Source organism: Bradyrhizobium sp. RDM12 (assembly GCF_051917485.1).
Lineage (GTDB): Bacteria > Pseudomonadota > Alphaproteobacteria > Rhizobiales > Xanthobacteraceae > Bradyrhizobium.
This window is the reverse complement of record NZ_CM133064.1, coordinates 4650648-4675997: the sequence shown is the minus strand read 5'-3', so window position 1 is coordinate 4675997 and position 25350 is coordinate 4650648. Positions and strand designations below refer to the sequence as shown.

The window sequence follows — 25350 nt, the reverse complement described above, 5'->3', positions numbered from 1 at the left end:
CGATAGTAGGCCATGCAAGATCATTTGGATAAGACCACATCAGTGTCCGTCGAGTTGACGGAGACGGGCGTCAAAGCGAAGGCGAAGAGCCGCTTCGTCGCAGCGGTCGACCGTTTCGGCGGCAATCTGATTGAGATAGTCAACGCTCCAATGGAGCGTCGCATAACCCGTCAGCGGGCAATTTCGGCCGGAGAAGTCAAGCTCGTCGAGGCAGTCACAGAATTCGGCATTGAGAAATTAAAGTGCGATCCAGAGTTCGCCGAAAGGACAGCCGAGAAGTTCTTCACTCGTCTGTTCGAGAAGCAGGCGAACAAAGATCGGGTGCTGATTGAGGCTCTAGAGGATTTGCGGCACTCCCCTCCAACAGATGAAGCGTCAGCCGCCGGAGAGGATCAACTAGCCGAAGAATTCATCGACAGACTTGAGACTTACGCAGAGGGAGCGTCCACCGCCAAACTTCAGCAGAAATGGGGGCGTGTACTTTCATCTGAAGTGCGAAAGCCCGGCACCTTCTCTCCGAAGGTGCTGCGCATCGTGGATGAAATCGAAACGGACACTGCTAATCTTTTTGAGCGCGTATGCGGCTCACGCATCCGGGATTACTTGCCCAAATGCCTTATTGGCGAATTGCCGTTTCAAGAATTGTCCCCGCTCGTTATGGCTGGGCTTCTCATAGACCCAGGAATGGCGGGCCACATCGTTAGGTATGACACGCAGACGACGGCAGCGGGCAAAGAGTTTTGGGTAATTATGGATGATGGACAAGCCCTCTCAATCCCAAAGACTTTCACGCCTCCGAACTCTCCGATGGGGATCGTTCCGATAGGATCTGAAGATGGTCGTCCGGTCGTTCCCGTTTATCTCTTGACCGACGCAGGCAAAGCCATCGCTACTATTTTCGCAAATTCGGCGTCCAACGCGTTTTCTGAGTACTCAGCTAAGGTGCGAGCTGCGCTCCCAGATATTGAGGTACTCAATTACGTGAAACTACCCGGTAGCGAGCTCTACAGACAGCTAGACCCCAGCTCGCAGGTCAATTCCGCTTAATAGCCCTGGGATTCGGCTCAGTTCTTTTTGCGGCCCGTGCGGCTTTGAGTTTGTCTATGGTCAGCTTCAGAGCTGCGCGTGCAGCTTCAGCCCTCGCTCGCTCTTCCAGATTGTTGTTCGGTCTCGACTCAGGGAATCGAGCCTGAAGGCGACACTTCTCAATCATCACCTCGACGTGTCGCCGCGTCGTGAAGTACGCCCGGCCGATCTTGAAAATCTCAAGGTTGCCCCGCGCGTGCTCCGCTTTGAGGGTCGCGGGGCTGATGCTTCCTTGGAAGATTTCCTCGCAGACTGTCTTTAACGTGATGGGCTGATCAGGCAGCAAATCCCCAACGTCGCTCATCACTGTCTAGTTGAGCTTGCTAGGGGTTGCCTTCGAGGCTTCCTCAAAGGCTCGCCCAACATCGCCCAGCTTAGTGTCAAACTCGACTTCTAGTCGACCGCTAGGCAATGTCCGAACGGAAACGAGATCAGTGCGGCCTTCGTCGAGAGCAGACGCAAGTTTCTCCCGCATCTGCTCTGCCGTAAGCCCTCTACCCCAGACGTGTCGGGTTACGACCAACTGCATGAGCCGCGCGAGATCGGCAGGCACCTCGCTATCCGCCATACGCGTGCTCATAGCTGATCACCGTGCGCGTGATCTGCCAGGGCTCAACTCTATACCAATCGAACACGTCTTCGAGACTGAGAGACCGAGCGACTTCGCGCCTGCTCGCACTGTCGGGCTCTTCGATCAGATAGAACTTATTGCGCCCGGCCCGCACGAGGCGGTCCCGACAAACCAATCCGGTCGATCTGTCCAGATAGATACGAGTCGCCACGGTGAATTTCGTCTTATGCATTTTCCCCTGCCCCCGTTGATGGCGACGCACCCAAAGCGCCCGCGCACAGATTGTCAAATCGGTCGACGCTCGGGAAGTCCGGTATACTGCTAGGTTGACCAGCCAAGTGCAGCGTGCCATTATTACACTCGCAGATTGTCAGGTTTGTGAGATTACACAACCTTCGCTGCCCCGCGCCTACGAGCCGACATCATTGCCGATGGGGTGGTTCTCGCATAGTGCAATACCGAGGCCGCAGTTATCGCATCTCTGAATTGACTGAGCAGGGCAAGTGGCTCTGGACGGTTAGGCTAAGCGTTCGCCTGCATCGCACCGGAGCGGCTTCGAGCGCCTCCGCTGCCGAAGCCGCTGTTATGCGGGAAGTCGACCGAGCCTTAGCCCTTGAAAAAGAACTAGCTCCGCGAGCGCGGCGATAGTTGCCAGCTACGCCTAGGCGTCATAGCGAACGAGCCCCGACAGCGCAGCACGTTTCGGATAGCGCTTCAGCAATTCTCGCGAACATCTGCGCCCCAGGCACCGTTCCAGAAAGCGATCACCGCAGTAGGTCACCACGGCCTGAACCGCATCGCGCGGAATGTGCTGTCGGCGCGAAGCCGCGTAAGCCAAGCCGGGCAAGATCATGTCCGGCAGCGAGTCAATCAGCACGAGAGCGTCAATCGAGGTCTGACATTCGCGCAGCTTTGCGAGCGCAGGCACCAAGATGTCTAGCGACGGCTCATACGTTGCGCCTTGTCGCGGGGCGTATTGGATGCGCTCCACTAGAACTCCTCCTTGGCGAGGCCAAGCTGAACCACGTTGACTTCGATCCGCGAAACACCATCGGGCTTTGCGTCCCTTACTTCGTATAGGGAGCGGTTGCACAGCCGCATGATGCGATAGCCCTGCAAGAGCGCGAACGGGAGCGCACCATAACCAAACGAGAAGATTGGCTCGGACGTGCTGATAATCGGGCTGATCGAATGGCCGGAAGCAATCCGGCCATTGTTCTCGCCCATGATCACGGACTTCGCCTTGTTCGTGAAAACTGCTGTGACCGTGACAGCTCGCGAAGGATCAGGCACCACGGGGAAGTTAGGTACTGGCGTGCCATTATGCGGCGTTACCTCCACCAGCTCCCCCATGCTATCGTCAATTGCGGCGGACACGTCCTGCATGCCCGCGCGCCAGTTGTTCGTATCTGGAAACAACATCTGTCTTTCCTATTGTCCCCCATCGTTGTGCCTTGGCTCGGCTTCGTCGCGTTGTCGCCGGGACCTTGCATCGAAGTGCCAAGCTTTCCGTTGAGGCCCATGTTGGCGATGCTCCGCGCTTGGTTCACCACGTCGAGCAATGCACTGCCGGGCCGCACCTCCACGATATTGTGGATTTCAGCGCTGCCGGAGACTGTGCCGCTAACGTCAACGTGCTCGAAGCCGTCCCCCTTCTTGCCCGTGTTGCCGCTAATAAACGTCCGCGCCGTATCCCAAACGCCTGATCCCGAATCGGTTTGCTCCCCGGCTATCAACCTTCCGACCGGATCGATATAAGAGTGCTTGCCGCCCCCCATGCGGGCCGGGCCGGGGGTTACCTCTACTCGCTGCGCCGGGAGCGGAATGCCTTTCCAGAACTCGGCCTGCTCACCTTCGTACGTTCGCTTTCCACCGCCCATGCGCGGGTTATGGTTGTTTGCCGCGTTGTCTTTGACGTTGTCAGCATCCCACCATTTCTTTCCCTTGCCGTATTCGTATAGGGCTGTCAGTGCCGACGCGGCGAGCCCGATGGCTGTGGTGAGTGTGGCTAGTTTCGCCGCGAAGTCGGCTATCTTGCCGAACGTACCGGTTGAGCCGCCTGCGAATATTCCGCCCGGCATGTTCGCGGCGCCATTGATCTGCGAGAGCGATGCAGCCGCAATGTTGGCTGATGCCGAAAGCGAGTTCAAACCCGCGATCACACCCACTGCCGTCGACGCCATTGAGGCCATCGCGGCAACGCCAGCCGCACCGGCCGAGAAACTCAGCGCGACCTTCGTTGCGTCGCCTAGACCGGCTGCAAAGCCCGCAACTTTGGCGCCCGCCTCAACTAGCGGCGTGAGCCATCCCGAATTCGCGTCGACCATTGATTTAGAGAGCGTATCAAATGAGGCTGCTAGTCTGTCCGTCGCTGCGGCGAGGCCCTGCTGTCGCTCTTCGGCGATTCTGTCAGTAAGGCCGCCGCTGTGCTGAATCTCTCCTTTGTTTTTCTGATAGGCTTCGAGGTTGTTTAGGAGAATGTTTCCTCGGCCGCCTTGTTTGTCGCCCAGAAACGCTTGCAGCTGCTGCGGGCTCATCTTTGACAAGACTGCTTCCAACAGGCCGCCGCCATTTAGGCCGCTCTTCGCCATGTCAAACATCCGCATAGCTTGCTGTTGCACGAGCTTTTGATCCTGCTTGGACATGCCTGAGCCGCCCATGGCGTCGTGCACTGCCGAGCCAAACGAGTCGCGGTCGAGCCTGAAGTCTTTATCGTTAAACTTCTCCTCCAGCGCCTTGCGCCCGTCTTCGCTAAGGCCCTTGCCGAACCTACGCCGCATCGACTTGTCGATTGACTCAACCGAGACGTTGCCGCTTTTTGCGAAGTCGTCGTAGTTGATACCCGCTGCGATCATCGCGTCGTGTGCAGCCTTCGTCGGCGCCATGATGCGTGCCGCCAACTGTCGGGTAAAGACTCCGCTCTCGTCGCCGCCGACGCCCATCTTCTTGAGCGTCATACCGACGCCCCAGGCCTGCTCTTGACTGATGTTCGCCGCGTGAACCATACCCGATGAATACTTCGAGAACTGCTGAATATCCTCGCCGCTCATCGCACCTTTCTTCGCTGCGACCGTCGCGATATCGGCTGAGCGCATGGTTTCCCGCGCTGTCTGCGCCGCGTCGTTAAACGTCACGCCGCGACCAAAGGTCATGCCTTCGATCATCCGCGCGGCCGCCTCTGCCGGAACGCCAAGCGAGCGCGACAGTTGGATCGCCGAATTCGTCGCAGCCGCCGTGATCGGGGCGCTGTAGTTGCGCTTTGTGAATTCCTCGCTGCGCGTGCAGGGAGTCCTCCACTTGGATGCCCTTGCGTACCGCTAGGTCGCGGCGCTGCTCTTCGAGCAACCGCTGGGACCTTGCGTCGTAGCCGCCCGCCGCTGTCTGGAATCGACGCTCCCGCTCATACGGGACGTAGTCCTTAACGGCATCGATACCTTTGCTAAACGCTTTGGCCGCCGCGTAGCCAGCGACGGTCTTGGCGATAGCCGCATGCACCGAGTGCATCTTTTCCAGCACGGTGAGATGCTGCTGTGCGGCAGAGGTGGCTTGCCGGTAGCTGTTAGCAAGAGCATTGCCGCCATTCTCCTTGAACGCGGCCTTCGCTGTGCTTTCGATCTTCTTTGTCAGGTCGAGCAACTCTCTCAGCTTAGGGCTGGCCTGATCATTGGCTGAGATAGTTGCGACCACTGAGGGGTTGGACACTCTCGTCTCCCGCTATTTTCCTTGCTGCTTCGCGCGCATCTTCCCTAGATCGGCGAGCATCTCGACGTAGTTCATTATCCGTCCGAGGCGCATGGGCTCCAACTCGGAAGGCTGGAGCCCATGGTCCGTGATCAATACAGTGATCAGCCTACGGACGGTGCGGTAGGGTCCTTGGGGCCAATCCCCACCAGGATAATGTTCGTTGCTAGACCGCGCAGTCGCATGAAGTCGGCAGCGGTCAGGCTCTTGAGGATGATCTCGTCGACTTTTTCCATAACCATGTCGATGATGAACCGGAGAAGCGCGCGGTTGTTGTCGTACACGATATCAATACCGGAGGGCTCACCCTCGGCGTTTGTTTTCGTGACGACCTTGAACGGCTCGCCGTTATCGACGAAGGCCCCGGCAGTCGGTTCACGTAGCGTGAGAGTGTCGATTTCCCCATTGTGCGTTTTGAGGGAGCGCGACAGCTTGAAGGTTTCAGTATTGGACATTGTAAGTTTCCTTGAACGTGCGGGCTAGGTGGACGGAACGAACTTCGACGTGTCGACTTCGAGCTGTGCCAGCAATCGACTCAGCGGCGCTCCGGTCGTGGCGTGCGCGTCGAGCGCGCATTTGAGCTTCTTGGCTTCCTGGGTGTGCCCCTGACTATTCATCTGAAGCGCGTTGAACCTGATCTCAGCGAGCCGCTTCAACCTCTCGGGCTCGACGCTCGATACGGCCGGAGCCGGTTTCGGCGTAGTGCGTTGCCGCTCCGTCCAGCCGCGATCACGGTTGAAGGATGCAATGCTGCCGGAGATTTCCGCGAGTCTGGCCGCGCGGGCCGGGTCTTCGTTGGTGATTGTCATGGTCTCTTCCGTGGTATCCGTTTGTTCGATGGGAAGGCCGCGCAGGAACGCGCGTGCCTGTTCGACCGAGATTGTCTCCGGTGTTCGGGAGGTAAGCAGTTCCGCCGTTGCGGACGGGCGGTCTCTCGCTTCCGCCAGGGTCATGATTGCCGCCCGCCAGCCCTTCGGCGCGTTGCGCCCCGCGTGCTCAGCAACAGTGAACCCCCATTCTTTAGCACTCTCCCGACTCAAAACACGCCCCCTCGGGAGGACTACTGAGTCCTTCGCATGCGGATGCGGCGTCGCAGTCTTCTCGCCTTCAGGCCAAGCAGCAATTTTGAAGCCTAGCGCTTCAGCTTCGCTGCGTTCGATTTCGAGACCATCCGGCAGGATCACGAAACCCTGAAGCAGAGGGTTCGGGTTAGTCCACGCTGTTTTTTCTTCGAACATGCTCACCTCACGCGCACGGCGCCGATGCGTCCGCCGCAGATGATCTCCAAGCGTCGCACTTCGTGCTGCAAAGCCTTGGCGTCGCCCTTTTGGAATTCCAGCCACTGATCGCCGTTACGCACGACGGCTCTCGCCTGTCCCGCTAGAAGCTGATAGAGAGCGGCGCGAAGCTGAGGCAGCGTTGCGCACGGGTTGTCGACGGCGGGCGCTGGCCCGCCGCTTCCGTTGCAGTTATTCATTTTTCGTTTAGTCCTCTTGATCGCCGCGCTTGTCGCCCGGCCTTGTTTCCGAAGTCTTGTCCACCAGAGCGGGACCGGTAAGCCCAGCTTCTGCAAGCATGTCGCGCTCGGCCTTGCGCTGCGCGATTACGGTTTCGAGGTCGAGACCACGTTCACCGAGCTTCTCTTCCATTGTGGAGAGCCCGCTGCTGATCTCCAGAGAATCAGCCTGCGCCGCCTTCATCTGATCGGCGACAGGCTTAGCGCTTCCGCGCCACGCCGCAGCGGTGTATGCCTCGGGACACTCCCAGAACGCGGGAGCCCCTTTGGCAGCTTGATGGTCCCCACTTCGCACGCCTCTTCAAGCCATGCCCTGTAGGTCGCCTGATACACTCGCTCCAAGATGTTCTGCCTGCGCCGCAGATTGATCCGCCAGGGCAGCTCAAGCGCGAGCCTCGAAGCGGAGAAGCTGGTCTTCGAGTAATCGCCGCTCACGTCCTCCGCGCTGCCGCCGCTTGCCTTAGCGGCTTCACGCGCGAGCGACGCGTCGAAGTCGGCGTATGTGCTGCTCGGCGCCTGAGGCCGGTGAATGTGCATCTTGTCGCCGCGAAGCAAATGGTTGATCACTCCAGGCTTCAAGTCGACCTTGACGTTATCGTAGAAGTCGAGCTTGGCTTTCGCCCAATCTTCCGGTGATACGCCTTTCGGTGCCGCGAGCCCAGCAAGCGGGTCTTCAGCGTTGAGCGTGCCGAGCGCCTGCTCACGCGGCAAATCGGACTCGATGCTAACGGCCAACATGCTCTGCACCAACGCGCTCGCAAGCGAGAATTCGCGCAACGTTGCTTTCGAGTGCGCTGGCGTGAGCGCCGCCGCCAGCGGTGACATTCCACGCACCTGCCCCGGTACTAGCAGGTCGAAGAGATGCCCGACGCGAGGGCGCCCCCACGACGTAGTAGCAGTGACAAACTGCGCTTGCGGTGCAGACGCGAAGCTGCCCAAGACAAACTTGCGAATGTGATAGCCCTGCAAGCGCCCGTTCTGATCGAACTGCACGCCCTGCATAATCGAGGCGTTGCCGTTGCCCTCAGCGACGCGTGTAATGCTTTGGTCGAGTTGACGGCTATCGAGCAGACACAGCTTGGTACGCGTCTTCGCGCCGCGAGCCATGATCCAGTCGAGCGTGAAGAGCGTTTCGCCCGTGAGCAGGTAACTGCGGAAACCGGCCGCCGCGAGCTGGGACAGGGTATGTCTGCCCGACGCGTCCGCTTCGCTTGCACTGTTAGACCATTGTGCCCATGCGGTCTCGATTTGATGCGCGAGGCTGCGAGCTTCCTCCGGGGAGATGCCAAGCGTCTCTGCGCAGGGGCGAGACGACAGCGTGAGCCCGTTGCCCACCGCGTAGGTGACGTAGTTCTCCACAAGTGTGCTGACAACCGGGTTGCTGAAGAGCAAATCGAGGTTGAGCTGAGAGACGATCCCGCGCTCGCGGCTGATCTCACTGCCAGGCGTACCGTAGAAGGGCTGCCAGCCGTTGAGATAACCGGAAGTCATCGGCCGGAGGCCGTTGCTGTAGCGCTGCCAGATGGTTGCTGGCCTGCCGTCTGTGCCGTCTAAGATGCCCGCGGTCGGCGTAGTCACACCCTGAACAGGCGCGAGCGCTTCCGGCTTGGCGCTTCCGCCGAATAGCGCGCGAAACTTATCGGTGATTGCCACTTACTGGCTCCCGTCCTTGGCAGGCTTCGTCCATCCCTTTTCGGCGTTGAACGCCGCAACGCTCTGTCCCAGTTCGCGCAGGCGAGCGGCCTTCGGATCATTCGAGACTTCGACGGCGGCGCCGCCGAGGCCGATGGGGCCTTGGACGCTCATCGCTTCCAAATATGGATTAGCTGACGGCGCATCAGCGAGAATCCCGATTGCCGTTTCAGCGTCTCAGCACGCTGTACAGCGCGAGTTTCTGTGCCATGGCCGGGTTGCGCTTGCCTTCGGCGCTTTCGAGGATTGCAGCAACGCGCAAGCGCTCGGCTGCGATGGCCGCGTTTTCACTTGCGGCGACGGGTCTACGGTTCGATCTGGTCATTGTCGGTTGGCTCCTGATAGTTCAGCCAGCTTCTTCGCGCTGTCTGCGAACGTTTGGTTTGACTTAGTGGGTTGTAATTGCGCCGTGGCAGATTGCCGTTGCGCAACAAGTCGGGATGCGGCCAGGGCGTAGCAGAGCGTATCCAGCGGCTCGTTCCTGCGAACTACGCGCTCGAAATACATTCGAACCGCGCCTCCCACCTGCTTTGTACGAAGCTCCTCGCTGGCGAGGCCGTCGTAGTAATCGAGGTCTAGGTGGTCGGGTACTCTGATCTGCTCCGACACAAGCGACTTGCCGACGATCAGCTTCGCGCTGTCAGCGCCCACGATCATAACCGTGAGTCCTGATCCTCGAAGTCGATTGCCCTTGGCGATCAATGCGCGCTCGAAGCCTGCGCGCCCGACAAGCGCGAACGCACTTCTCGCTTTGCGCTGCTGTGACCGCACATACTCGGCGACCCGGTCTGAGTTGAAGCCCGCGTCGACGGCTTGCACCGCAACGGGGAGTGTTCTGCCGTCCGCCAGTTGGAACGTCGCGCCAGCCGCCACGTCGAGTTTCTGCCAGACTTCAACGTCAGACGTTGAGCCTCGCAGGCACAAGTGATTAAGCACCGTGTACGTCCCATCCGTGTGGGCAGCGAGGTAGGTTAGCTCGACGCGATCTGCCTGAACGTCGCAACCCATCGTTAGGTGGGCGATGTCGGCAGCATATGGCGGCTTGACGCTTACGGCTCTCGCTCTGAGGTCGTCGGGGTTGACGTTAAACTCTACGTTCGCTTCGTACACGCGAGCGAGCGTCGTGTTATACCACGCGGTCTTAGCCTCGGGCGTCGTGGCCTCTTCGAACGATTGGGCCACGCTCGCCATCGTGCTGAATAGCGACGACAGTTCGTCAAGGTGATAGCTGCGGATACCGGCCTCGCCTTTCGCGGTCGGCTTCCAATAACCATTCCGTATCATCTGGCGCCGCGTGTGTTCGTCGTGGACGGCTCCACATGATGCGCAGGCGTGATAGGCGCTCGAAGGTACTCCCGCATCCCAGCGCAGGTTTTCGAATTCAAGCGGCGCTGCGGTGCTACACTCGCGGCATGTGACGTGAAAGCGGCGCTTGTCTCCCCGTTCGTACCAAGCATTAATGCGGCTTGACCGTGACGTTGGCGTGCTGACAAAGATCAGCTTTCGGCCTCGGCCTTCGTACGTCTTGGTACGCTTGACGACAAGTTGCAGCGGGTCGCCTTCGGCCCCCGCACTGACCGCGAAGCGATCCACCTCATCTGCGAATACAAATTTGACGGCGCGGGCCGCGAGCTGGTCGGGACGATGCGAGCTGACGAACGCGATCTGCCCGCCCGGGTAGCTCTGCAAGCTGAGCGAATTAGCGCCGCCTCCGCTGCCCTTCCGGGTGTGCTGGCCTCGGCCGATCAAGTCTCTCAGCGCAGTCGAGCTATCAACTAACGGCTGCCAGCGCTCTCGCACAAATTCTTCGGCGCGGTCGTTCGTCGGTGAAACGTGTAAGACGGGCGCGGGATTGCATGCGACAATCCAGCTCAGCATTGCATTCACGCTTGCAGATTTTCCCACCTGCGAGGCTAACTGCAAGATGATAAATTCGACTTCCGGGTCGGCTATGCTGTCGACGATCTCGCGCTGATAGCTGGTAAGTCGTAGCGGTCCCGGTTGGGCGTTTGCGCTGGCGGGAAGATAGATTTCAGCTTCAGCGAATGTGCTCGGTTTGATTATCTGCGGCGGCGCCCAGGCGCGCAACCACTCCCGTGCGATCTCGTACGGCACGCGTTCTCCTTAGCTCAAGGCGTCTCGGTCCAGCGTTGCCCAGAACCGCGCTTCGTCAGCACACGCGCCAAGCGCGGTGCGAATTTCGTCTTCAACGATGTCGGCGATCTGCGCTCGGTCGGTGAGCCCCGCCACTCTGTCGGCGATGCGGTGCGACGATGCGAGCAGCGCCGTGCGCGCTTCTGCGATCATGCGGACGCCTACGTCCTGAATCGCAGCGCGGTCTACTAGCTCGCCTGCGAGCTGCGCGGCTTGAATGTCCGCCTTGCGTGCTGCGGCTGCGGCGAGTCGGGCTTTTGCGGCGGCAAGATCGGAGGTGGCGTTATGCCCGCCCTCGCCCCGGCCGTTGGCCGCGTGATCTATCGATTTCGACGCGTCCACGACGGCCGCAGCGAGCTGATGCGCCGTCTGGAACGTGACTGTCTTCGGGTCGAGCCCGGCTTGCGTCACCGCGCGCCGAACGCTTGCCGGGTCGACGCCGAGCGCCTCAGCGGCCCGGGCAATCTGGCCCTTCGGCCTAGCCATGGCGATTTACTCCTGCATTTGTGCATACCGAAACTCGGCCCCTCCAGCGCGGCGATGCGGCGGCTGAGTTGGTCGGCTATGAAAATTCAATGATTTCAAGCGCGACTCATGCGGCCGCGGCCCGCAGCGCTTAGGCGAGCGGCCCCAGGGGGACCCAAACACCTTTGAAGAGGCCGTTAGCCGCGCGCTTCGTGCATATCTCGTTTCTTTGATTAGGCGCGCGCCACGCCCGACAGGGCGTCGTCTCCCGCTCCGGCCGGGCGCGGCGCGCTAGTCGTCGCGAGCGTGTCGATCTGCTTCAACGACGGTGTTGTGTTCGGTTAGTCGGAGTCAGGCGGGGCCGAGTAGCCAAGGCCTTCATTGAGCAACTGCTTTTGCAGTTCGACTCCGAGGCGCTCTCTGACTTGCTTCTCGGCCTCTTGCCTCCAGGCTTCCTGCACCGGGCCGCCCGGCTGGCCCATCGCGGTTGCCCCGTGCTCGGCATAAATTCCCTTGATGGGCAAACGTGAACCGCTCGTTCTGTAGGCGACAAAAGAGCCACCGGCCGCGGTCTTTACGATGAACGCACGGCGGACGTCGAGTGAGGTCGAGCCGCCACCGCCCAGGCGGTGCGTTGACGCTTTCAGTCCACCGGGTCCGATTGATGCGCCACTGACTCGCATGATGCTGATGCGCTTCTTAACGGTCGTAAAGCTCGCGGCGAGCGAGCCCTGCGTAGTGCGCTTCACCTTGCCAACGGAGTCTTTGATATAGCTTTCGCTCACCCCGATGTCTGCCGCGATCTTCTTTAACGCGATCTTCCGCGCTGCTGTCGCTGACTTATCGACAGCGCGTCTAATAGCATTGCGAATGCCGCGAGCGGACAACTCCGTCGCCCACTTCTCTAATTTGCTTGCGTCAACCGTTACACTGATCGTTGGCATGGTGCGCTATTACCTACTTGTTAGTTTGTAGATCGCGGCCGCTGTGCTATCAGCGCCGTCCATCTGAGAACTAAGGAGCGAGCTAACTTGAAACGTCCTACCAAGAAGAAGAAGTCGACGCGCCGCGAGTGGACATCCGCTGATCTGCGGACTCTCAAGAAGCACTCGAAGGATCGGACGCCGGTTGTGATAATCTCCAAGGAGATGAAGCGCAGCATTGGTGCGCTACGTCAGAAAGCGCTTGTTTTGGGGTTTGGCCTGGGTCACCAGCGCTGACCCATACAGAGCTGCGCAGCGAGTATGCTGCGCGGCTCGCAGTTGACCTACGCTTTCGGCGGTACCCATATCGTACGCTCAGCCGGTTCGGGCATCATTGCGGCGAACCGCCTACCCTGCTCGACCATGACGCCCATCGGTGAATGCGCCTCAATGCCCGGCACCGCGTGGTGATCACCCCGCATGCGCAGCGCGTCCACAGACGGTAGGCGACCGACTGCCTCGAACATCGCGGCGGCTTGGTTGAGCGTGTCCGCGAGCGCGTTCAGCGCGTCCACGATTACGTGATCAGTCATTGCCGCTCTCCGCATTGTCAGCGTCGCACGCAAACGGCTTGGCGCCGTTGCCGGTGCGCAGATAGTTCAGCGGAACTTCTTTGCCCTGCCCCTCGCCCTCGGCGTAACACCGAGCAGCGCCCACGCCGATGCAGCTTGCGAGCAATGCGGTCAGCGTCACCAGAACGTCCGCGACGCGTTCAAGCTGAGGCGCGGCGGCAGCGATCTTTTTCGAGCGCGTCGGCGGCACGTCCCAAGCGGGCGTCTTCGGACAGCGCGAGTAGGTCGGTCAGTCCTATAGTCTGATCGGATTGAGTGGTCATAGCGGTCCTTCTCTGTGTTGCGGGTAAGCTCGGGCATCAGACGTGCGAATTAACTACAAACTCAAATCATTTTTAATTGGACAACAACGCTGCTTGTTAGTGTGAGGTCACGCGACTCAACATGCGGGTATTGCCGTTTTCCAGGCTGTCGGCGGGGCCAGGAAACTAAATTTGTGAACGTGGATCGCTATCGCTGCGGTTCGTTTCCATTGGAAGTTACCTTCCCATTTTGGAGTATCTCGCCATGATCGAACGTCGTGCAATGGAGCGCATGCCGATCAACCGGGCGGCGCGGCTGTCATTCGGTGAAATTCGTGGGACACATCCGTGTATGGTGCGCGATATCAACGCCCTGGGAGCATGCATCTCCACGCCCTACTACGTGTTTGCGAACGAATTTGCGCTGTCGTTCGACGGCCATTCTGCAATCTTCATCTGCCGCGTCGTGTGGAGAAAGGGAACGCTTTGCGGCGTCTCCTTCCTTCTGCGTCGTCGCTCGCCGACATTGGCGGATGCCTTTGCTCGACCGTTGGCGGGATAAGCGCCGCGCTCAATGACCCCGAGGTTCTTTCGGCCCCGAGCGCGGCGCTTCCGGGTGTAGGTCGGGCTCCCGCTCAGCCCTTTGCGACCTTCCCGAATGAATCTGTTGGAGCGCACCTATGCTGCGTCCCCTCCTTACTCTCGTGGCCCTGTAATTCGACCAAGGCTTATCTGCTAGGCCAGCCTTACGGCTGATGAGCGCTGCCCGGTGTTGGAATTCCGAGGAGACTGCCTGCCCCACCGAGCCAGCGCGACACGCCGTTGTGCTGCGCCGGGGGTGGAAGCGTGCCCCCCATGCGATGAGGTGCGGTCGGGTGCACTTTTTGGATGGCCGTTGCCCGAGCGGCCAGAGAGATTGAAGGGCGCCCTAGTGGCGCTCCTAATGATGTAACGGCTGAGCAGTGCCGTCTGTGACAGGTTCAGACGTTACGGATTTGCAACCTTCATCTCTTCGATTCCCACCAAGGCTCCCGGTAACTCTCCCCGAACCAGTAGCCCTTCGTGCCGTCTCCCTTCTAGGGAAGGGAGAGACGTGCACGGTTGATGGGAAATTCAGTGCACGGTTGATGCACGGTCGTTGCACGGTCCCTCTAAGTGCCTGATAGTGATATGGAACAACCGTGCATCTGACCGTGCACTGACCGTGCAGCGCTACCGTGCACGGTACCGTGCAGCAACCGTGCATGCCATTGCGGTGCACGGTGAATCTGCACAGTTGAATGACCAGCGAGAAGCCAAATGACCGAAGAAGAAGTTGCAACGGCCGAAGCGGAAACCATGCCCTTTGCAGAATTCCTTCAAAGCATCCCACCCGGACAATCACGTCGTGTGACCGACTTCGGGACGCCTGGCTTCTCTAAGCAGGGGAAGGGCCTGGAATTATACATGCACCTTAAGCCGCCATCGTTGGAACTGCATTGCGAGCAGTGTGGCGGCCTTCGCAACTTCCGAGCGGAAGACGGAGACACACAGTTAAGGGATGCCGCGAGCTTATATCTCAAATACCTGTGTTCGAACTGCCGTTGGTTTCAAAAAAACCTTCTCAATCCATCTACGCGTCCTACCGGAACCAGCCAATGCTGAAGTGTACAAGTATGGTGAGATGCCCCCCTTCGGGGTAGCGGTTCCCAATCGCCTACTAAAGATGTTGGGGAAGCAGCGCGACAACTTCTTGAAGGGTCGACGCTGCGAGAACCAGGGACTCGGCATCGGCGCCTTCGCGTACTATCGCCGAGTCGTGGAGAGTCAAAAGAATGAAATTCTTGATGAGATGATTGCAGTATCTCGCAAACAAGGCGCCTCTACTGAGACTATCGCTGCTTTGGGAGAGGCAAAAGGCGAGATTCAGTTCAGCAAAGCCGTTTCATCTGTCAAGCTTGGCCTGCCAGACTCGATCTTGATCAACAGCCATAATCCACTCACCCTACTCCACTCCGCTCTAAGCGCGGGCGTGCATGAACATACTGACGAACGATGCCTTGAGCTTGCACAAGCCGTTCGGCTAGTTCTTGTTGAACTGGCCGAACGTCTTACTCAGGCATTAAAAGATGAAGCTGAACTCAACACAGCAGTTTCAAGACTGCTGAAGGCAAGAGAGTCGTCAGGCTAGGCGATATTCTGTTCGTCTGTTATCTCCCGACTTAACCAACTCACCGGCTTCCACCAATTTCGCCAACAATCGCGGGACGGCCGTGCGCTCTTTAAGCTCGTCCAGGCCGCTGCGCTTCCTGTCGATGTTTAGTGCCTCTAACACGTCCTTAGAGGCCAACCCGATCTCTTCGACCGGATCGCCCGTCTCGGCAGCGATCCTTTCCGCCCGCTCCCGAAACACCCGCATCGTCGCTGCGAGCTTATCGGACGGCCCGTCCAGGGGACCGGCAATGCATCGTCGTCGGAATCGTCCACACGCATGTCTGTCATCGGACGGTCCTCCGCGAGAACCACGCTGATCTCGTCGCCGTCTTCATCCACTCCAATGCTGTGGGACCTTAGCCGGTAGTAGAAGTTCACCTTGGCAGGATCGCCAATGCGAAACTTCGAGCCAGCTTTGATCTGTCCTACGCCTGTTGCCTTGTCGCGAGTTACCTCAATCACCGTATCTACGTTGGCTTGTAGCGCGCCGCTTCCTCGCACTCCCTCTCCGGCCTTTGTGGGATGCGCGAGCACCGTCACGTTTGCGCCCGTTGCGGCGGCTATCCGCTGCATGCTCGCAGTATAGATACCCGCGTCCTTCGCGTCGTTGTCGTTCCCCGGCATGATGCTCTGAGCAAGAGTGTCGATAACAATCATTGCCACCGGCAGCCCGTAATGATCGGCCGCAAACTTGGCGATCTTTATGAGGTCCTTCTCGTCCTGGGTAGACTTACCGCTCTGGTCGTAGAGGCGACACGGCCCGCGATGCAAGACGAACGCGCCGCTGCTTAGGTCGCGCCCCGCCTTCTCCATCCCCTCACACCAAGCTGCCACACGGCGCTCAACATCTTCCGAGTTCTCCAGCGCCACATAGATTACAACGCCCTGCTTCACCTTGCGCCCGCGCCACTCAAAGCCGTGACCGATGTGAAGCCCGATATCGCTGAAGACGGCGGTCTTACCTGCGCCCCACATTCCCGTGGCTACAGAGGTGGTCCCTCTGGCCACGAAGAACTTGACAGCCCAATCGAGCAGCCGGAGCGTTGCTCCGCGTATCTTCTCGATTAGGACAAAGCGCTTCGAGAGTTGGGAAGTCGGGTCCGCCCCTCCCTGCTCCGCTTCTTCCTCTTCGTCTTCGACAGGGCCGAGAGCGTCACCGTTTGACGGCTTCTCCTTCTTCAGCCCTTGGTTTTTGATCCACTCGCGAGCGATCTGTCGGTTGTCGTACTCGCCCGACTTCGGCTTCTCGTCGGAGAACGCGCCCGCGCCTTCCCAATGGGAAAAGAACAGGGCGAGTGACGGCGGCGCCATGTCGGGCCACTCACGCATGATATGGCGCGCGGCGAGGAAGCGGTTGGTCGAGCAATCCGCGCCGGGAGAATCGTAGAGCTTCGCGAAGTCGGTGTTCTCGGTTTTGAGAGCCCCGAGGTCGTACTTGCCGAGATCAGGGTCGAAGTCATGCTGGTAGAGGTCCCAATCAGCCCCTTCGAGCTGGCGGATGACTTCGCGCTCCTGGGTGGGCGTAACCTGCTCGCTCTGCGCGTCAGCGGATTGCGCGCCGATCAGCTCGACGATCTCTGACGGGAGCTGCGGAATCTTGCCACTCGTGATCGCGCGCAGGAAGTTGATACGGTCGGCATCTGAGCCGTACGTCTTGCCGTCCTCGCGGATGCTACCGGGCGCGACGAACTGCCCGCCCGTGCCGCGCACGTCGGTGCCGTATTGCTTTTTGAGCAGGCCCGCTTTGTTCGAGAACTTGCTCTCGGGATCGGCGAACACGAAGTGCTGCCCGCCCGACTTCGTCGGGTTGATGGGCACGCCCTCGGGCACGCCGCCGATCTCGGCGAACAGCTCTGCCATCTTGGCAGGGCCTTCATCCTTGGCGTCGGCGTCCAGAACAATCAACCGCGAAGGTCCACACGAGATCGACGGCACAGCATCGGGAAATTTGCGCCACATGCGCTTGATTACTTCGATGTCACGAGTGGCGCCGACGTGTGCGGGCTCAACCTCGTGCTTCTCCATAAACTCTTCAACGGCCTCCTCTACTTCTTCCTTCTTGAGCGAGGTGTCCGCTCGGTTATATCGGGGCACAAGCGGCACCTTCCCGTCACTCGGGAAGACATACAGGCCAACCTGCGCGAACTGCATCGCATTCATCTTATTACGCGATCTACGCGCACCCGAGTTGTCAATCTGACTCGGCTTCATCATGACTTCTTCCTGATCGACTTAGAGACGTTGTGCTTGGGGTCCGCCCGAAGAGCTTCCATCGCCTTGCGACCGCGCGAGACGTTCTGCCTCACCGCCGCGGCGCTAATGCCGAGTTCTGCCGCGACCTCTTCCGAGGAAAATCCCGCCCCCGTTAGCTCCAGGCATCTCCATATTTCCGGGCCGATGACCTTCGCAGCAAGCTCGATAAGGTTTTTTGCATCAAGCTGCCTTTCGCGAGCGCCGAGAAGAGTGGTTTCGTCGCCAACGGTTGCCGCGTAGTCTTCGGCTTCGCCGCCGGAATCGTCGTCCGCTGTAACAGGGGCGAGATCGCAGAAGAGATCATAGCGTTTGCGGCGCTTGTGCTGAGTGAGGGCAATGTTCTTCATGATTTGCCGCAACCATGCAGCCATCGCCCCTTGCGCCGTATAGACCGCTTCGCGCTTAAGGGCGCGCTCAAGTGTCGCCTGCAAAAGATCATCGGCAAGATCGGCGCCACCTAGCTTGCCTGCATATCGACGGAGAGCGGGTGCGCATTTCAGCAATTCGTCTCTGAACGCGGACGGATTGGATGCATAGTTATCGACGCGGCAAAGCGCGTCGGGCGAGATGTGTTTCAAAATTGAGTCCTCGGATTATCGACCGAGCGCGCAACCACGAACGCCCGTTGAAGGGCGGGTCGCAAAGGCGCGGGTCGCAGCTCTATCGGGCGGGTTTGCGGGATTGGTGCGCTGTGCGGCGGGCGAGAGTCACTGCTCGAAGCCAGCGTCGCGCACGGCAGCCATCTCGGTTTCGAGCCACCGATTCAAGTGACCGAGCTTACGAGGCTGCGGGATTTTTCCTGCCGCCAACCAGCGGTTAAAGGACGTGACCGAAGGTCCGCCGAGCACCTCGATGAAGAGGTCGCGTCCGCCTAGGCGAGCGGGATGAGGAAAGTCATGGGGAATGGTTTCGCGCGGCGCGCGATCTGTTTGGGCAGTCATAGCCGTGGCTCCGAAAGCTGTGGAGGATTGATGGGTTGCTTTCGGAGACCGCCCCGCGGGTCGGTCTAGACTAGTAGGGACGTGTCGCGAAACCGCAGGCTGCCCTTGCCGGGGATTACCTGCAAACCACCCGTAAGGTGGCCCACCGTTTTTCTTCGGTGTTGGAGGCGGATAGACACGTCCCTGTGCCTGAACATTCCGCTCCTACCATCCGCCTTGCCTCCGAAGCTTAGGCGGTACGCTTTCAAGGTGCTTATGTCGTCTCTACGCGATGGTGCATCGTATTGGCAATCAATGGGGCATCACGCCCCTGCTTGCGCTTCAATGAACAATCTCAGTTGCTAAACGCCCAATCTCAACGAACATTTCTCGGCCAATAAAAAAAAATCCTCGCGCGCGGGGCTCCCCTCGCCGCTAATGTTTCCCCGGTGTTTCCCAAGTCGAATTTTGAGGATGAAAGGCTTCCCGCTAAGCCTTTGATTTTATTGGTCGGAGCGAGAGGATTTGAACCTCCGACCCCTAGTCTCCCAGACTAGTGCGCTAACCGGGCTGCGCCACGCTCCGAACGTCGTTCCATTAGCTAGGATCGCTGCTTTGCGCAAGGCGAGGCACGCACCATTTTGGTCGCCCTGTCCCGGAACTGCCTGCAAAGCCGACGGGGTACGCGGCGCTAGCCGTCCTTCAGCGCCTGATCGAGCATATCCCGGCAGGCAACGAGGTCGGCGAGCGCCCGTCCGAGCCGCTCCCGGTCCAGCGCGCTGGGACCGGCGGGCGCGGCGGGGGTGCCGCCTTTGCGGAAGGTGGTGAGGATGTCCTCGTCGTCGACCTCCGCGAAGCGGAAGTCGATGCCCTCCTCTTCGTCGCCTTGGTAGTCGTCCTCGTCGGCAGAGGTGACGCCCTTGATGGGAGGCTCGTCGTCCGGCTCCATCAGGCTCGCGCCGATGGCGTCCTCGATGGCGCCGAACGAGACCGCGGCCGAGCCGTCGGCCAGACCCTGCACCGACTTGACGCCGTGCTCCTTCAGGATCCGCTGCACCCCGCGGATGGTGTAGCCCTCCCCGTAGAGCAGACGGCGGATGCCCTTGAGCAGATCGACGTCGTCGGGGCGGTAATAGCGGCGGCCGCCGCTGCGCTTCATCGGCTTGATCTGGGAGAATCGCGTCTCCCAGAACCGCAGCACGTGCTGCGGAATGTCGAGTTCCTGCGCTACTTCGCTGATGGTTCGGAACGCATCCGGCGCCTTGTCCAAATGCCAAATCCTTCGCGCGAGGGCGAGTTACGCCTCGGGTTGAGCCTTGCTGGCGTCGCCATTGGTGCGGTGCTGGGCGTTGATCCGCTGTTTCAGGATCGCCGATGGCTTGAACACCATCACCCGGCGCGGCGAGATCGGCACCTCGGTGCCGGTCTTCGGATTGCGGCCGATGCGCTGGCCCTTCTTGCGGACCATGAAGGAGCCGAACGAGGACAATTTCACCGTCTCGCCCTTCTCGAGGCAGTCGGTGATCTCCTTCAGCACGAGTTCCACGAAGGCGGACGACTCCGTGCGCGACAGACCCACCTTCTGGTAGACGGCCTCACAGAGATCAACACGCGTTACGGTTTTACTTGTATCGGTCATCGCCCTGCCCCACATCACGGCGAACAATTGTCGTCTGAAATTATGAGCTTACGTTACGGCGGTCAACACCGCTCATCAAGGCAGACGGATCGATAATCGGCGCCAATTCCGGCAGAATTTTATCGAATGTGGCTTTACCAGCGCACCAGCGCCGAGCCCCAGGTGAAGCCGCCGCCCATCGCTTCCAAGAGAACCATGTCGCCGCGCTTGATGCGGCCGTCCTTGCGCGCCACCGACAGCGCCAGCGGAATCGAGGCGGCAGAGGTATTGCCATGACGGTCCACCGTCAGCACCACCTTCTCCGGCGCGATATGGAGCTTGTGGGCGGAAGCGTCGATGATCTGCTTGTTGGCCTGGTGCGGCACGAACCAGTCGATGCTGTCGGCATTGAGCCCGGTCGCCTCGAAGGCGTCGACGATGACGTCGGTGATCATGCCGACCGCATGCTTGAAGACCTCACGGCCCTCCATGCGCAGATGGCCGACCGTCTGGCTCGAAGACGGCCCGCCGTCGACGAACAGCTTTGCCTTGTGGCGGCCATCTGAGCGCAGATGCGTGGTCACCACGCCGCGGTCGGTTGCGGCCTTCCCCGGCTGCTCCTGCGCCTCCAACACGACCGCACCGGCGCCGTCGCCGAACAGCACGCAGGTGCCGCGATCGTTCCAGTCGAGGATGCGCGAGAAGGTCTCGGCACCGATCACGAGAGCGCGTCTGAAGGCGCCGCTGCGCAGGAAATTATCGGCCGTCGCAAGTGCGAACAGGAAGCCCGAGCACACCGCCTGGAGGTCGAAGGCCGCGCCGTGATTGATGCCCAGCCCGTGCTGCACGGCAACCGCCGTCGCAGGGAAGGTGTTGTCCGGCGTGGAGGTCGCGAGCACGATCAGGTCAATCGACTGCGCATCCAGGCCGGCATCGGTGAGAGCGGCTTGCGCAGCCTTGATCGCGAGATGCGAGGTGAATTCGCCTTCAGCGGCGATGTGGCGCTCGCGAATGCCGGTCCGCTGCACGATCCACTCGTCGGACGTGTCGATGCGCGCCGCCAATTGGGCGTTGGTCACCACCTGCTCCGGCAGATAGGAGCCGCAGCCCAGCACGACCGAACGAATCTTGGTCACGAAACATCCTCCGGCGCGGTTGGTGCGGAACCGAGCGCACCCCCATCGCGGTTGAGCATCTGATTGATCTTGTTCAGAAGATCGAATTTGGCCATGTCATATCCAACATCGATCGCATAGGCAAAGCCTTCGGCGTTAATTCCGCCATGGCTCTTGACCACGAGCCCGTTCAGCCCGAGCAACACGCCACCGTTCGACTTGTTCGGGTCCATCTTGTCGCGCAGGGCCTGGAAGGCATTGCGGGCAAAGAGATAACCGAGCCTGGAGAGCCAACTCCGCTGAATCTCGTTGCGAAGCAAGTCCGCCATCTGGCGCGCGGTTCCCTCGGCGGCCTTGAGCGCGATGTTGCCGCTGTAGCCCTCGGTCACGATCACATCGGCCATCCCCTTGCCGATGCCATCGCCCTCGACGAAGCCGACATAATCGAGTTCCGGCAGGTTCATCGCGCGCAGGGTCTCGCCGGCCTCGCGGATCTCCTCGTGGCCTTTGATCTCTTCGGTTCCGATGTTGAGCAGGCCGACCGTCGGGCGCTTCTTGCCGAACACCACGCTCGCCATCGCCGCGCCCATCACCGCCAGCGCCACCAGATGGTGCGCATCGCCGCCGATCGTGGCGCCGAGATCGAGCACGACGGACGAGCCGCGCATGGTCGGCCACACAGCGGTGATCGCCGGGCGGTCGATGCCAGGCAGCGTGCGCAGATGGAAGCGCGCCATCGCCATCAGCGCGCCGGTATTACCGGCGGAAACGGCAACCTCCGCCTCCCCCTTCTTCACCGCGTCGATGGCGAGCCACATCGAGGAGGTCTTGCGGCCGCGGCGCAGCGCCTGGCTCGGCTTGTCCTCGCCGCTGACGGCAACGTCGGTATGAATGATCCGGGAAGCGGCCTTGAGCCTGGGGTGGCGGTCGAGCTCGGGCTCGATCCGGGCGCGATCTCCGACCAGCAGGAACTCGGTCTCGGGATGCCTGCCGAGCGAGACGGCCGCGCCTGGAATGACGACAGGGGCGCCGACGTCGCCCCCCATGGCGTCAAGCGCGATACGAACCTTGCTTGGCATCAAAATCCCGGAAACCTGGTCTGGCGCGGTCGTCCGCCGCTAGCGGGACCGCGAAATGGATCCGCCATGGACATGGCGACCGGCCAAGCGCCACGCCGCACCCGGACCGGGCCGGACAATAGCGTTTTGTTATCCCGAAACAACCTCTTGCCCCAAGCCTTTTGGATTAAGGGCGACCCGTCGAGGCATGTGCGAATTCACAAAAAACACCTAAAAATCAGAAAGATAGACGGGCCTTTCAAACCAGTCCCGCAAACACCTCACATCCCGCAGCACAGCGATGTTACGGGGAATGCCCAGCTATCTGCGTTTCTTCTTGCCCTTATTGTCCTGGAGCGCCTTCAGCGCCGCGAACGGATGGTCCATGGGGTCGAGTGCGGTGACCTCGGCCTCGAACACAGCCCCGGGCTTACGGGGATAAGGGTCGATCGCCAGGAACAGCGCGTCGGTGGCGATACGGCCGAGATCGATAATTCCGTTGACGATGGCCTCCGGCGGATCGGCGACCTCCGCCGGCTCCTCGCCGTCCCGCCCCTCCTCGATCAAGTCTTCCAGCCGCCGCGTCTCGGACTCTGGCACAAAGGTCAGATCGACCTTCTCGTCGATCTCGCTCTCCATGGGATCGAGCGTGACCACGCAGGTCTGGCCGACCCGGGCACGAACATGGCCGGTGACCTGGAGGCGGCCGCCGCTCTTCGGCACGACGTCAAAGGTGGCCTGAGCCGACAGGATGTCGTGCACGCCCGCAAGACCGGCCATCGCCTGCCGCTCCGCGGCCGAGGCCTCCAGCTCACGGTGCAAGCCGGTGTCGGGAATGTGCGCAACGGTCACGGGCGCGCGCCAAGGGTCGGGTTCAGTTCCGGTCAATGGTCGGCTCATAACGTTGCATCCTCGCGAGGCGGTGCGGGAAATTTGAAGGATCCGAGCAGCAGCGCGGGATCGTCGATTTGACCGAGACCCGCATTCGCGACCTCTGCGTAAGCAGCGAGTCGCCGCGCCTGATCCAGCCCGACGCCGTTCAAGATATTCTTGCAGATCGCCTGCGCCAGCCCCTCGGCGCCGGTGTCGATCGCCTGGTCGTAAGCTTGGACGCGGCCGTAAAAGGCCTCGCCGAAGGCCCGCATCCGCTTCGGGACGGTCTGGTCGCCCACGCCCATCTCGCGCAGATTGTCGTCCATGTCCTCGCAGAAGCGGTCGAACAGAGCCTGCGACAGCTCCACCCCGCCGTGGGCGCGTCCTTAAGCGTCGCAGCAACAGCCAGAGGTGCAGCAGCAACAGGTCGAAACGGCCATTAACCGTATCCGGCACGCCCAACTCCCGGTAAAATATGGGTTCTCGCGCCTGCGTCACGATCATGCCATAGATGGCCCCAATGGTGCCGGCCGGGGTTAGCCGGGGTTTCCTGAAGTGATTGAACGGCCAAAGCATTGTGGTTTCCGCAAGCGGGCGCGCGCGAGTTGCATTCAGAGCCTCCGCCCGGTACTTCAGCGCCTCGCGCGACGCAAGGGGACGGAATCAGTTCCGCTATGACGATAACGAACCAGACCAGCCTGCGCGCAGACAAGCGGCGCGGCCTTCATGCACGCTGGCGCGGCTTGCGCATGCTCGCAGCCGTGGCTCTGGTCGGTGGCGCCCTTGCGGGATGCACCGGCGAGCAATTCCAGAAGGGCTACATCCTGCCGCCTGGCGCACTCGAGCAGATCCTGATCGGCGCGAGCCAGGACCAGGTGCTGATCGTGATGGGCACGCCCTCCACGGTGGCAACGCTGGACGGTGAAGTGTTTTACTACATCTCGCAGCGCTCGGAGCGCATGGTCGCCTTCATGAACCAGAAGGTGGTCGACCAGCGCGTCATCGCCGTCTATTTCGACAAGAACCGGCGCGTGCGCCGCCTTGCGAATTACGGCCTTCAGGACGGCAAGATCTTCGACTCCATCAGCCGGACCACGCCGACCTCCGGTCAGGAAATGAGCTACCTCGCGCCGCTGTTCAAGCTGCTCAGTTTCAACTGAGATCGTGAGCTAACATTTCGGCCTGCGGCGTCGTGCCGCTCTCCGCACGACGCCCAATGCGGCTTGCCGTTGCACGCCGGGTTCCATACGCTCTCTGCAAAACAAGAAGCAGGGAGTGGATTCGTGCCCAACAAAGTTCTGTCTCGCCGTCGCGTGCTCGCCGGTGCCGCCGGCCTGTCGGCCGCAGCCATCCTGCCGCGATCGAGCCTTGCGGACTGGAAGCCGACCGAGAACATCCGCGTCATCGTGCCGGCTGCGGCCGGCGGCTCGACCGATGTGATGGGGCGCTTGCTCGCAGCCCATCTCCAGTCCGCCTGGAGCCAGACCGCGGTCGTCGAGAATCGCTCTGGCGGCGGTGGCACGATCGGAACGGCCGAGGTCGTTCGATCCAAGGCCGACGGTCACACCATCCTGATCGGTAACCCCGGTCCGAACGCGATCGCCTACAGCATTTTCAAGAACCTCAGCTACAAGCCGGACCAGCTCCAGCCGGTGTCGAACATGATCCGGATCCCGAACATCGTGTCGGCGCATCCGAAGACCGGCATCAAGTCGGTCGCCGAGCTGATTGCCTTTCTCAAGGCCAACCCGGACAAGCTCAGCTACGCCTCCTCCGGCGTCGGCCAGAGCCCTCACCTCACCGGCGCCTGGTTTCTCCAGCTCACCGGGCTGAAGATGACGCACATCCCGTTCCGTGGCGCCGGGCCTGCGCTCCAAGCCGCACTTGCTGGCGACATCCAGATCCTGTTCGACAATCTCTATCCGAGCCTGCCGCAGGTTCAGAACGGCACCCTCAACGGTCTCTGCGTCACCACACCCGAGCAGAGTGATCTCGCACCGAACCTGCCGACCATGCGCGAGAGCGCGCCGGAGCTTGCAAACTTCGATGTGTCGTCATGGTTCTCGGTGTTTCTGCCGAAGGGCGTCCCTGCCCCTGCGCTCGAGGCGCTCAATCTGCAGGTCAAGGCGCTGCTGGAGCGCGACGACATGAAGAAGCAGATCACCGCCATGGGCGCCCGCGCCGACTACGGCACGCCGCAGCAATTCGCGGACTTTGTGGACGCCGAGACGAAGAAGTTCGCCGGAATCATCCAGAAAGAAGGCCTGCAGATGGACGTGCAGTAAGCGCCGCCTTCGT

At 60.7% G+C, this 25350-nt stretch carries 30 protein-coding genes, 1 tRNA gene and 1 pseudogene; 6 read left to right on the top strand and 26 right to left on the bottom strand.

Annotated features, from left to right (window positions below):
• The first annotated feature begins 12 nt into the window (after positions 1-12).
• Positions 13-1047, top strand: a complete 1035-nt coding sequence (locus ACTGJ9_RS22840) for a DUF2806 domain-containing protein (RefSeq protein WP_456672936.1) — start codon at positions 13-15, stop codon at positions 1045-1047.
• Here ACTGJ9_RS22840 and ACTGJ9_RS22835 read toward each other — a convergent pair.
• The 16 genes from ACTGJ9_RS22835 to ACTGJ9_RS22760 form a co-directional block, all read right to left on the bottom strand.
• On the bottom strand, positions 1034-1390 hold the full coding sequence (locus ACTGJ9_RS22835) for a hypothetical protein (RefSeq protein WP_456672935.1): 357 nt from the start codon (positions 1388-1390) through the stop codon (positions 1034-1036). The two genes, ACTGJ9_RS22840 and ACTGJ9_RS22835, sit on opposite strands and share 14 nt — an antisense overlap.
• A gap of 928 nt (positions 1391-2318) precedes the next feature.
• Positions 2319-2585 carry a hypothetical protein gene (locus ACTGJ9_RS22830; RefSeq protein WP_456672934.1) on the bottom strand — a complete coding sequence of 89 codons (267 nt, stop codon included), beginning with the start codon at positions 2583-2585 and terminating at the stop codon, positions 2319-2321.
• 62 nt (positions 2586-2647) lie between these two features.
• Positions 2648-3043, bottom strand: a complete 396-nt coding sequence (locus ACTGJ9_RS22825) for a hypothetical protein (RefSeq protein ID WP_456672933.1) — start codon at positions 3041-3043, stop codon at positions 2648-2650.
• Positions 2989-4863, bottom strand: a complete 1875-nt coding sequence (locus ACTGJ9_RS22820; protein ID WP_456678595.1) for a phage tail tape measure protein — start codon at positions 4861-4863, stop codon at positions 2989-2991. The genes ACTGJ9_RS22825 and ACTGJ9_RS22820 overlap by 55 nt, the downstream gene beginning before the upstream one ends.
• Entirely contained in the window at positions 4781-5359 is a 579-nt protein-coding gene (locus tag ACTGJ9_RS22815) for a hypothetical protein (protein ID WP_456672932.1), read from the bottom strand. Before ACTGJ9_RS22815 ends, ACTGJ9_RS22820 begins: the two co-directional genes overlap by 83 nt.
• Before the next feature lie 143 nt (positions 5360-5502).
• Complete coding sequence (locus ACTGJ9_RS22810) at positions 5503-5853, bottom strand: hypothetical protein (protein ID WP_456672931.1); 351 nt, start codon at positions 5851-5853, stop codon at positions 5503-5505.
• Positions 5854-5877: 24 nt separating this feature from the next.
• Positions 5878-6636, bottom strand: a complete 759-nt coding sequence (locus ACTGJ9_RS22805) for a hypothetical protein (RefSeq protein ID WP_456672930.1) — start codon at positions 6634-6636, stop codon at positions 5878-5880.
• 246 nt (positions 6637-6882) lie between these two features.
• On the bottom strand, positions 6883-7098 hold the full coding sequence (locus ACTGJ9_RS22800) for a hypothetical protein (protein WP_456672929.1): 216 nt from the start codon (positions 7096-7098) through the stop codon (positions 6883-6885).
• Positions 7095-8567, bottom strand: a complete 1473-nt coding sequence (locus tag ACTGJ9_RS22795; protein WP_456672928.1) for a phage portal protein — start codon at positions 8565-8567, stop codon at positions 7095-7097. The genes ACTGJ9_RS22800 and ACTGJ9_RS22795 overlap by 4 nt, the downstream gene beginning before the upstream one ends.
• Positions 8568-8720, bottom strand: a complete 153-nt coding sequence (locus tag ACTGJ9_RS22790) for a hypothetical protein (protein WP_456672927.1) — start codon at positions 8718-8720, stop codon at positions 8568-8570.
• A 55-nt stretch (positions 8721-8775) separates the two neighbouring features.
• A complete protein-coding gene (locus tag ACTGJ9_RS22785; protein ID WP_456672926.1) occupies positions 8776-8931 on the bottom strand; it encodes a hypothetical protein in 156 nt (51 codons plus the stop codon).
• Positions 8928-10721, bottom strand: a complete 1794-nt coding sequence (locus ACTGJ9_RS22780; RefSeq protein ID WP_456672925.1) for a terminase gpA endonuclease subunit — start codon at positions 10719-10721, stop codon at positions 8928-8930. The genes ACTGJ9_RS22785 and ACTGJ9_RS22780 overlap by 4 nt, the downstream gene beginning before the upstream one ends.
• 9 nt (positions 10722-10730) lie before the next feature.
• The gene (locus ACTGJ9_RS22775; RefSeq protein WP_456672924.1) at positions 10731-11246 is read right to left on the bottom strand and encodes a hypothetical protein; all 516 of its coding nucleotides are present in this window, start codon (positions 11244-11246) and stop codon (positions 10731-10733) included.
• A 320-nt stretch (positions 11247-11566) separates the two neighbouring features.
• The gene (locus tag ACTGJ9_RS22770; protein ID WP_456672923.1) at positions 11567-12169 is read right to left on the bottom strand and encodes a phage tail protein; all 603 of its coding nucleotides are present in this window, start codon (positions 12167-12169) and stop codon (positions 11567-11569) included.
• A 323-nt stretch (positions 12170-12492) separates the two neighbouring features.
• Positions 12493-12741, bottom strand: coding sequence for a hypothetical protein (locus ACTGJ9_RS22765; protein WP_456672922.1), 249 nt, complete (start codon positions 12739-12741; stop codon positions 12493-12495).
• Entirely contained in the window at positions 12734-12970 is a 237-nt protein-coding gene (locus ACTGJ9_RS22760) for a hypothetical protein (protein WP_456672921.1), read from the bottom strand. The genes ACTGJ9_RS22765 and ACTGJ9_RS22760 overlap by 8 nt, the downstream gene beginning before the upstream one ends.
• A gap of 317 nt (positions 12971-13287) precedes the next feature.
• On the opposite strand from ACTGJ9_RS22760, the gene ACTGJ9_RS22755 reads away from it, so the two are divergent.
• The 3 genes from ACTGJ9_RS22755 (at position 13288) to ACTGJ9_RS22745 (ending at position 15192) form a co-directional block, all read left to right on the top strand.
• The gene (locus ACTGJ9_RS22755) at positions 13288-13584 is read left to right on the top strand and encodes a PilZ domain-containing protein (protein WP_456672920.1); all 297 of its coding nucleotides are present in this window, start codon (positions 13288-13290) and stop codon (positions 13582-13584) included.
• A 737-nt stretch (positions 13585-14321) separates the two neighbouring features.
• Positions 14322-14666: a hypothetical protein gene (locus ACTGJ9_RS22750; protein ID WP_456672919.1), complete on the top strand. Its 345-nt coding sequence runs from the start codon at positions 14322-14324 to the stop codon at positions 14664-14666.
• Between the two features lie 61 nt (positions 14667-14727).
• Positions 14728-15192 carry a hypothetical protein gene (locus ACTGJ9_RS22745; RefSeq protein ID WP_456672918.1) on the top strand — a complete coding sequence of 155 codons (465 nt, stop codon included), beginning with the start codon at positions 14728-14730 and terminating at the stop codon, positions 15190-15192.
• Positions 15193-15329: 137 nt separating this feature from the next.
• Here the strand turns inward: ACTGJ9_RS22745 and ACTGJ9_RS22740 are convergent, their stop codons facing one another.
• From ACTGJ9_RS22740 to ACTGJ9_RS22695, 10 genes and pseudogenes are all read right to left on the bottom strand, one after another.
• Positions 15330-17429, bottom strand: coding sequence for an AAA family ATPase (locus ACTGJ9_RS22740; protein WP_456672917.1), 2100 nt, complete (start codon positions 17427-17429; stop codon positions 15330-15332).
• Complete coding sequence (locus tag ACTGJ9_RS22735; protein WP_456672916.1) at positions 17426-18046, bottom strand: RNA polymerase sigma factor; 621 nt, start codon at positions 18044-18046, stop codon at positions 17426-17428. Before ACTGJ9_RS22735 ends, ACTGJ9_RS22740 begins: the two co-directional genes overlap by 4 nt.
• A 129-nt stretch (positions 18047-18175) precedes the next feature.
• A complete protein-coding gene (locus tag ACTGJ9_RS22730; RefSeq protein WP_456672915.1) occupies positions 18176-18409 on the bottom strand; it encodes a hypothetical protein in 234 nt (77 codons plus the stop codon).
• A gap of 486 nt (positions 18410-18895) precedes the next feature.
• A tRNA-Pro gene (locus ACTGJ9_RS22725) sits at positions 18896-18973 on the bottom strand.
• 106 nt (positions 18974-19079) lie between these two features.
• Entirely contained in the window at positions 19080-19658 is a 579-nt protein-coding gene (locus tag ACTGJ9_RS22720) for a MerR family transcriptional regulator (RefSeq protein ID WP_456672914.1), read from the bottom strand.
• 27 nt (positions 19659-19685) lie between these two features.
• On the bottom strand, positions 19686-20027 hold the full coding sequence (locus ACTGJ9_RS22715; RefSeq protein ID WP_177243187.1) for an integration host factor subunit alpha: 342 nt from the start codon (positions 20025-20027) through the stop codon (positions 19686-19688).
• Positions 20028-20161: 134 nt separating this feature from the next.
• On the bottom strand, positions 20162-21142 hold the full coding sequence (locus ACTGJ9_RS22710) for a beta-ketoacyl-ACP synthase III (RefSeq protein ID WP_456672913.1): 981 nt from the start codon (positions 21140-21142) through the stop codon (positions 20162-20164).
• Complete coding sequence (gene plsX / locus ACTGJ9_RS22705) at positions 21139-22200, bottom strand: phosphate acyltransferase PlsX (protein WP_456672912.1); 1062 nt, start codon at positions 22198-22200, stop codon at positions 21139-21141. The genes ACTGJ9_RS22710 and plsX overlap by 4 nt, the downstream gene beginning before the upstream one ends.
• A gap of 300 nt (positions 22201-22500) precedes the next feature.
• Entirely contained in the window at positions 22501-23079 is a 579-nt protein-coding gene (locus ACTGJ9_RS22700) for a YceD family protein (RefSeq protein ID WP_456672911.1), read from the bottom strand.
• Positions 23076-23628: pseudogene (locus tag ACTGJ9_RS22695) on the bottom strand (ubiquinol-cytochrome C chaperone family protein). Before ACTGJ9_RS22695 ends, ACTGJ9_RS22700 begins: the two are co-directional and overlap by 4 nt.
• A gap of 98 nt (positions 23629-23726) precedes the next feature.
• Between ACTGJ9_RS22695 and ACTGJ9_RS22690 the strand changes: the two are divergent.
• Both ACTGJ9_RS22690 and ACTGJ9_RS22685 read left to right on the top strand, forming a co-directional pair.
• Positions 23727-24212: an outer membrane protein assembly factor BamE gene (locus ACTGJ9_RS22690; protein ID WP_456672910.1), complete on the top strand. Its 486-nt coding sequence runs from the start codon at positions 23727-23729 to the stop codon at positions 24210-24212.
• A 123-nt stretch (positions 24213-24335) separates the two neighbouring features.
• On the top strand, positions 24336-25337 hold the full coding sequence (locus tag ACTGJ9_RS22685; RefSeq protein ID WP_456672909.1) for a Bug family tripartite tricarboxylate transporter substrate binding protein: 1002 nt from the start codon (positions 24336-24338) through the stop codon (positions 25335-25337).
• Positions 25338-25350 lie beyond the last annotated feature (13 nt).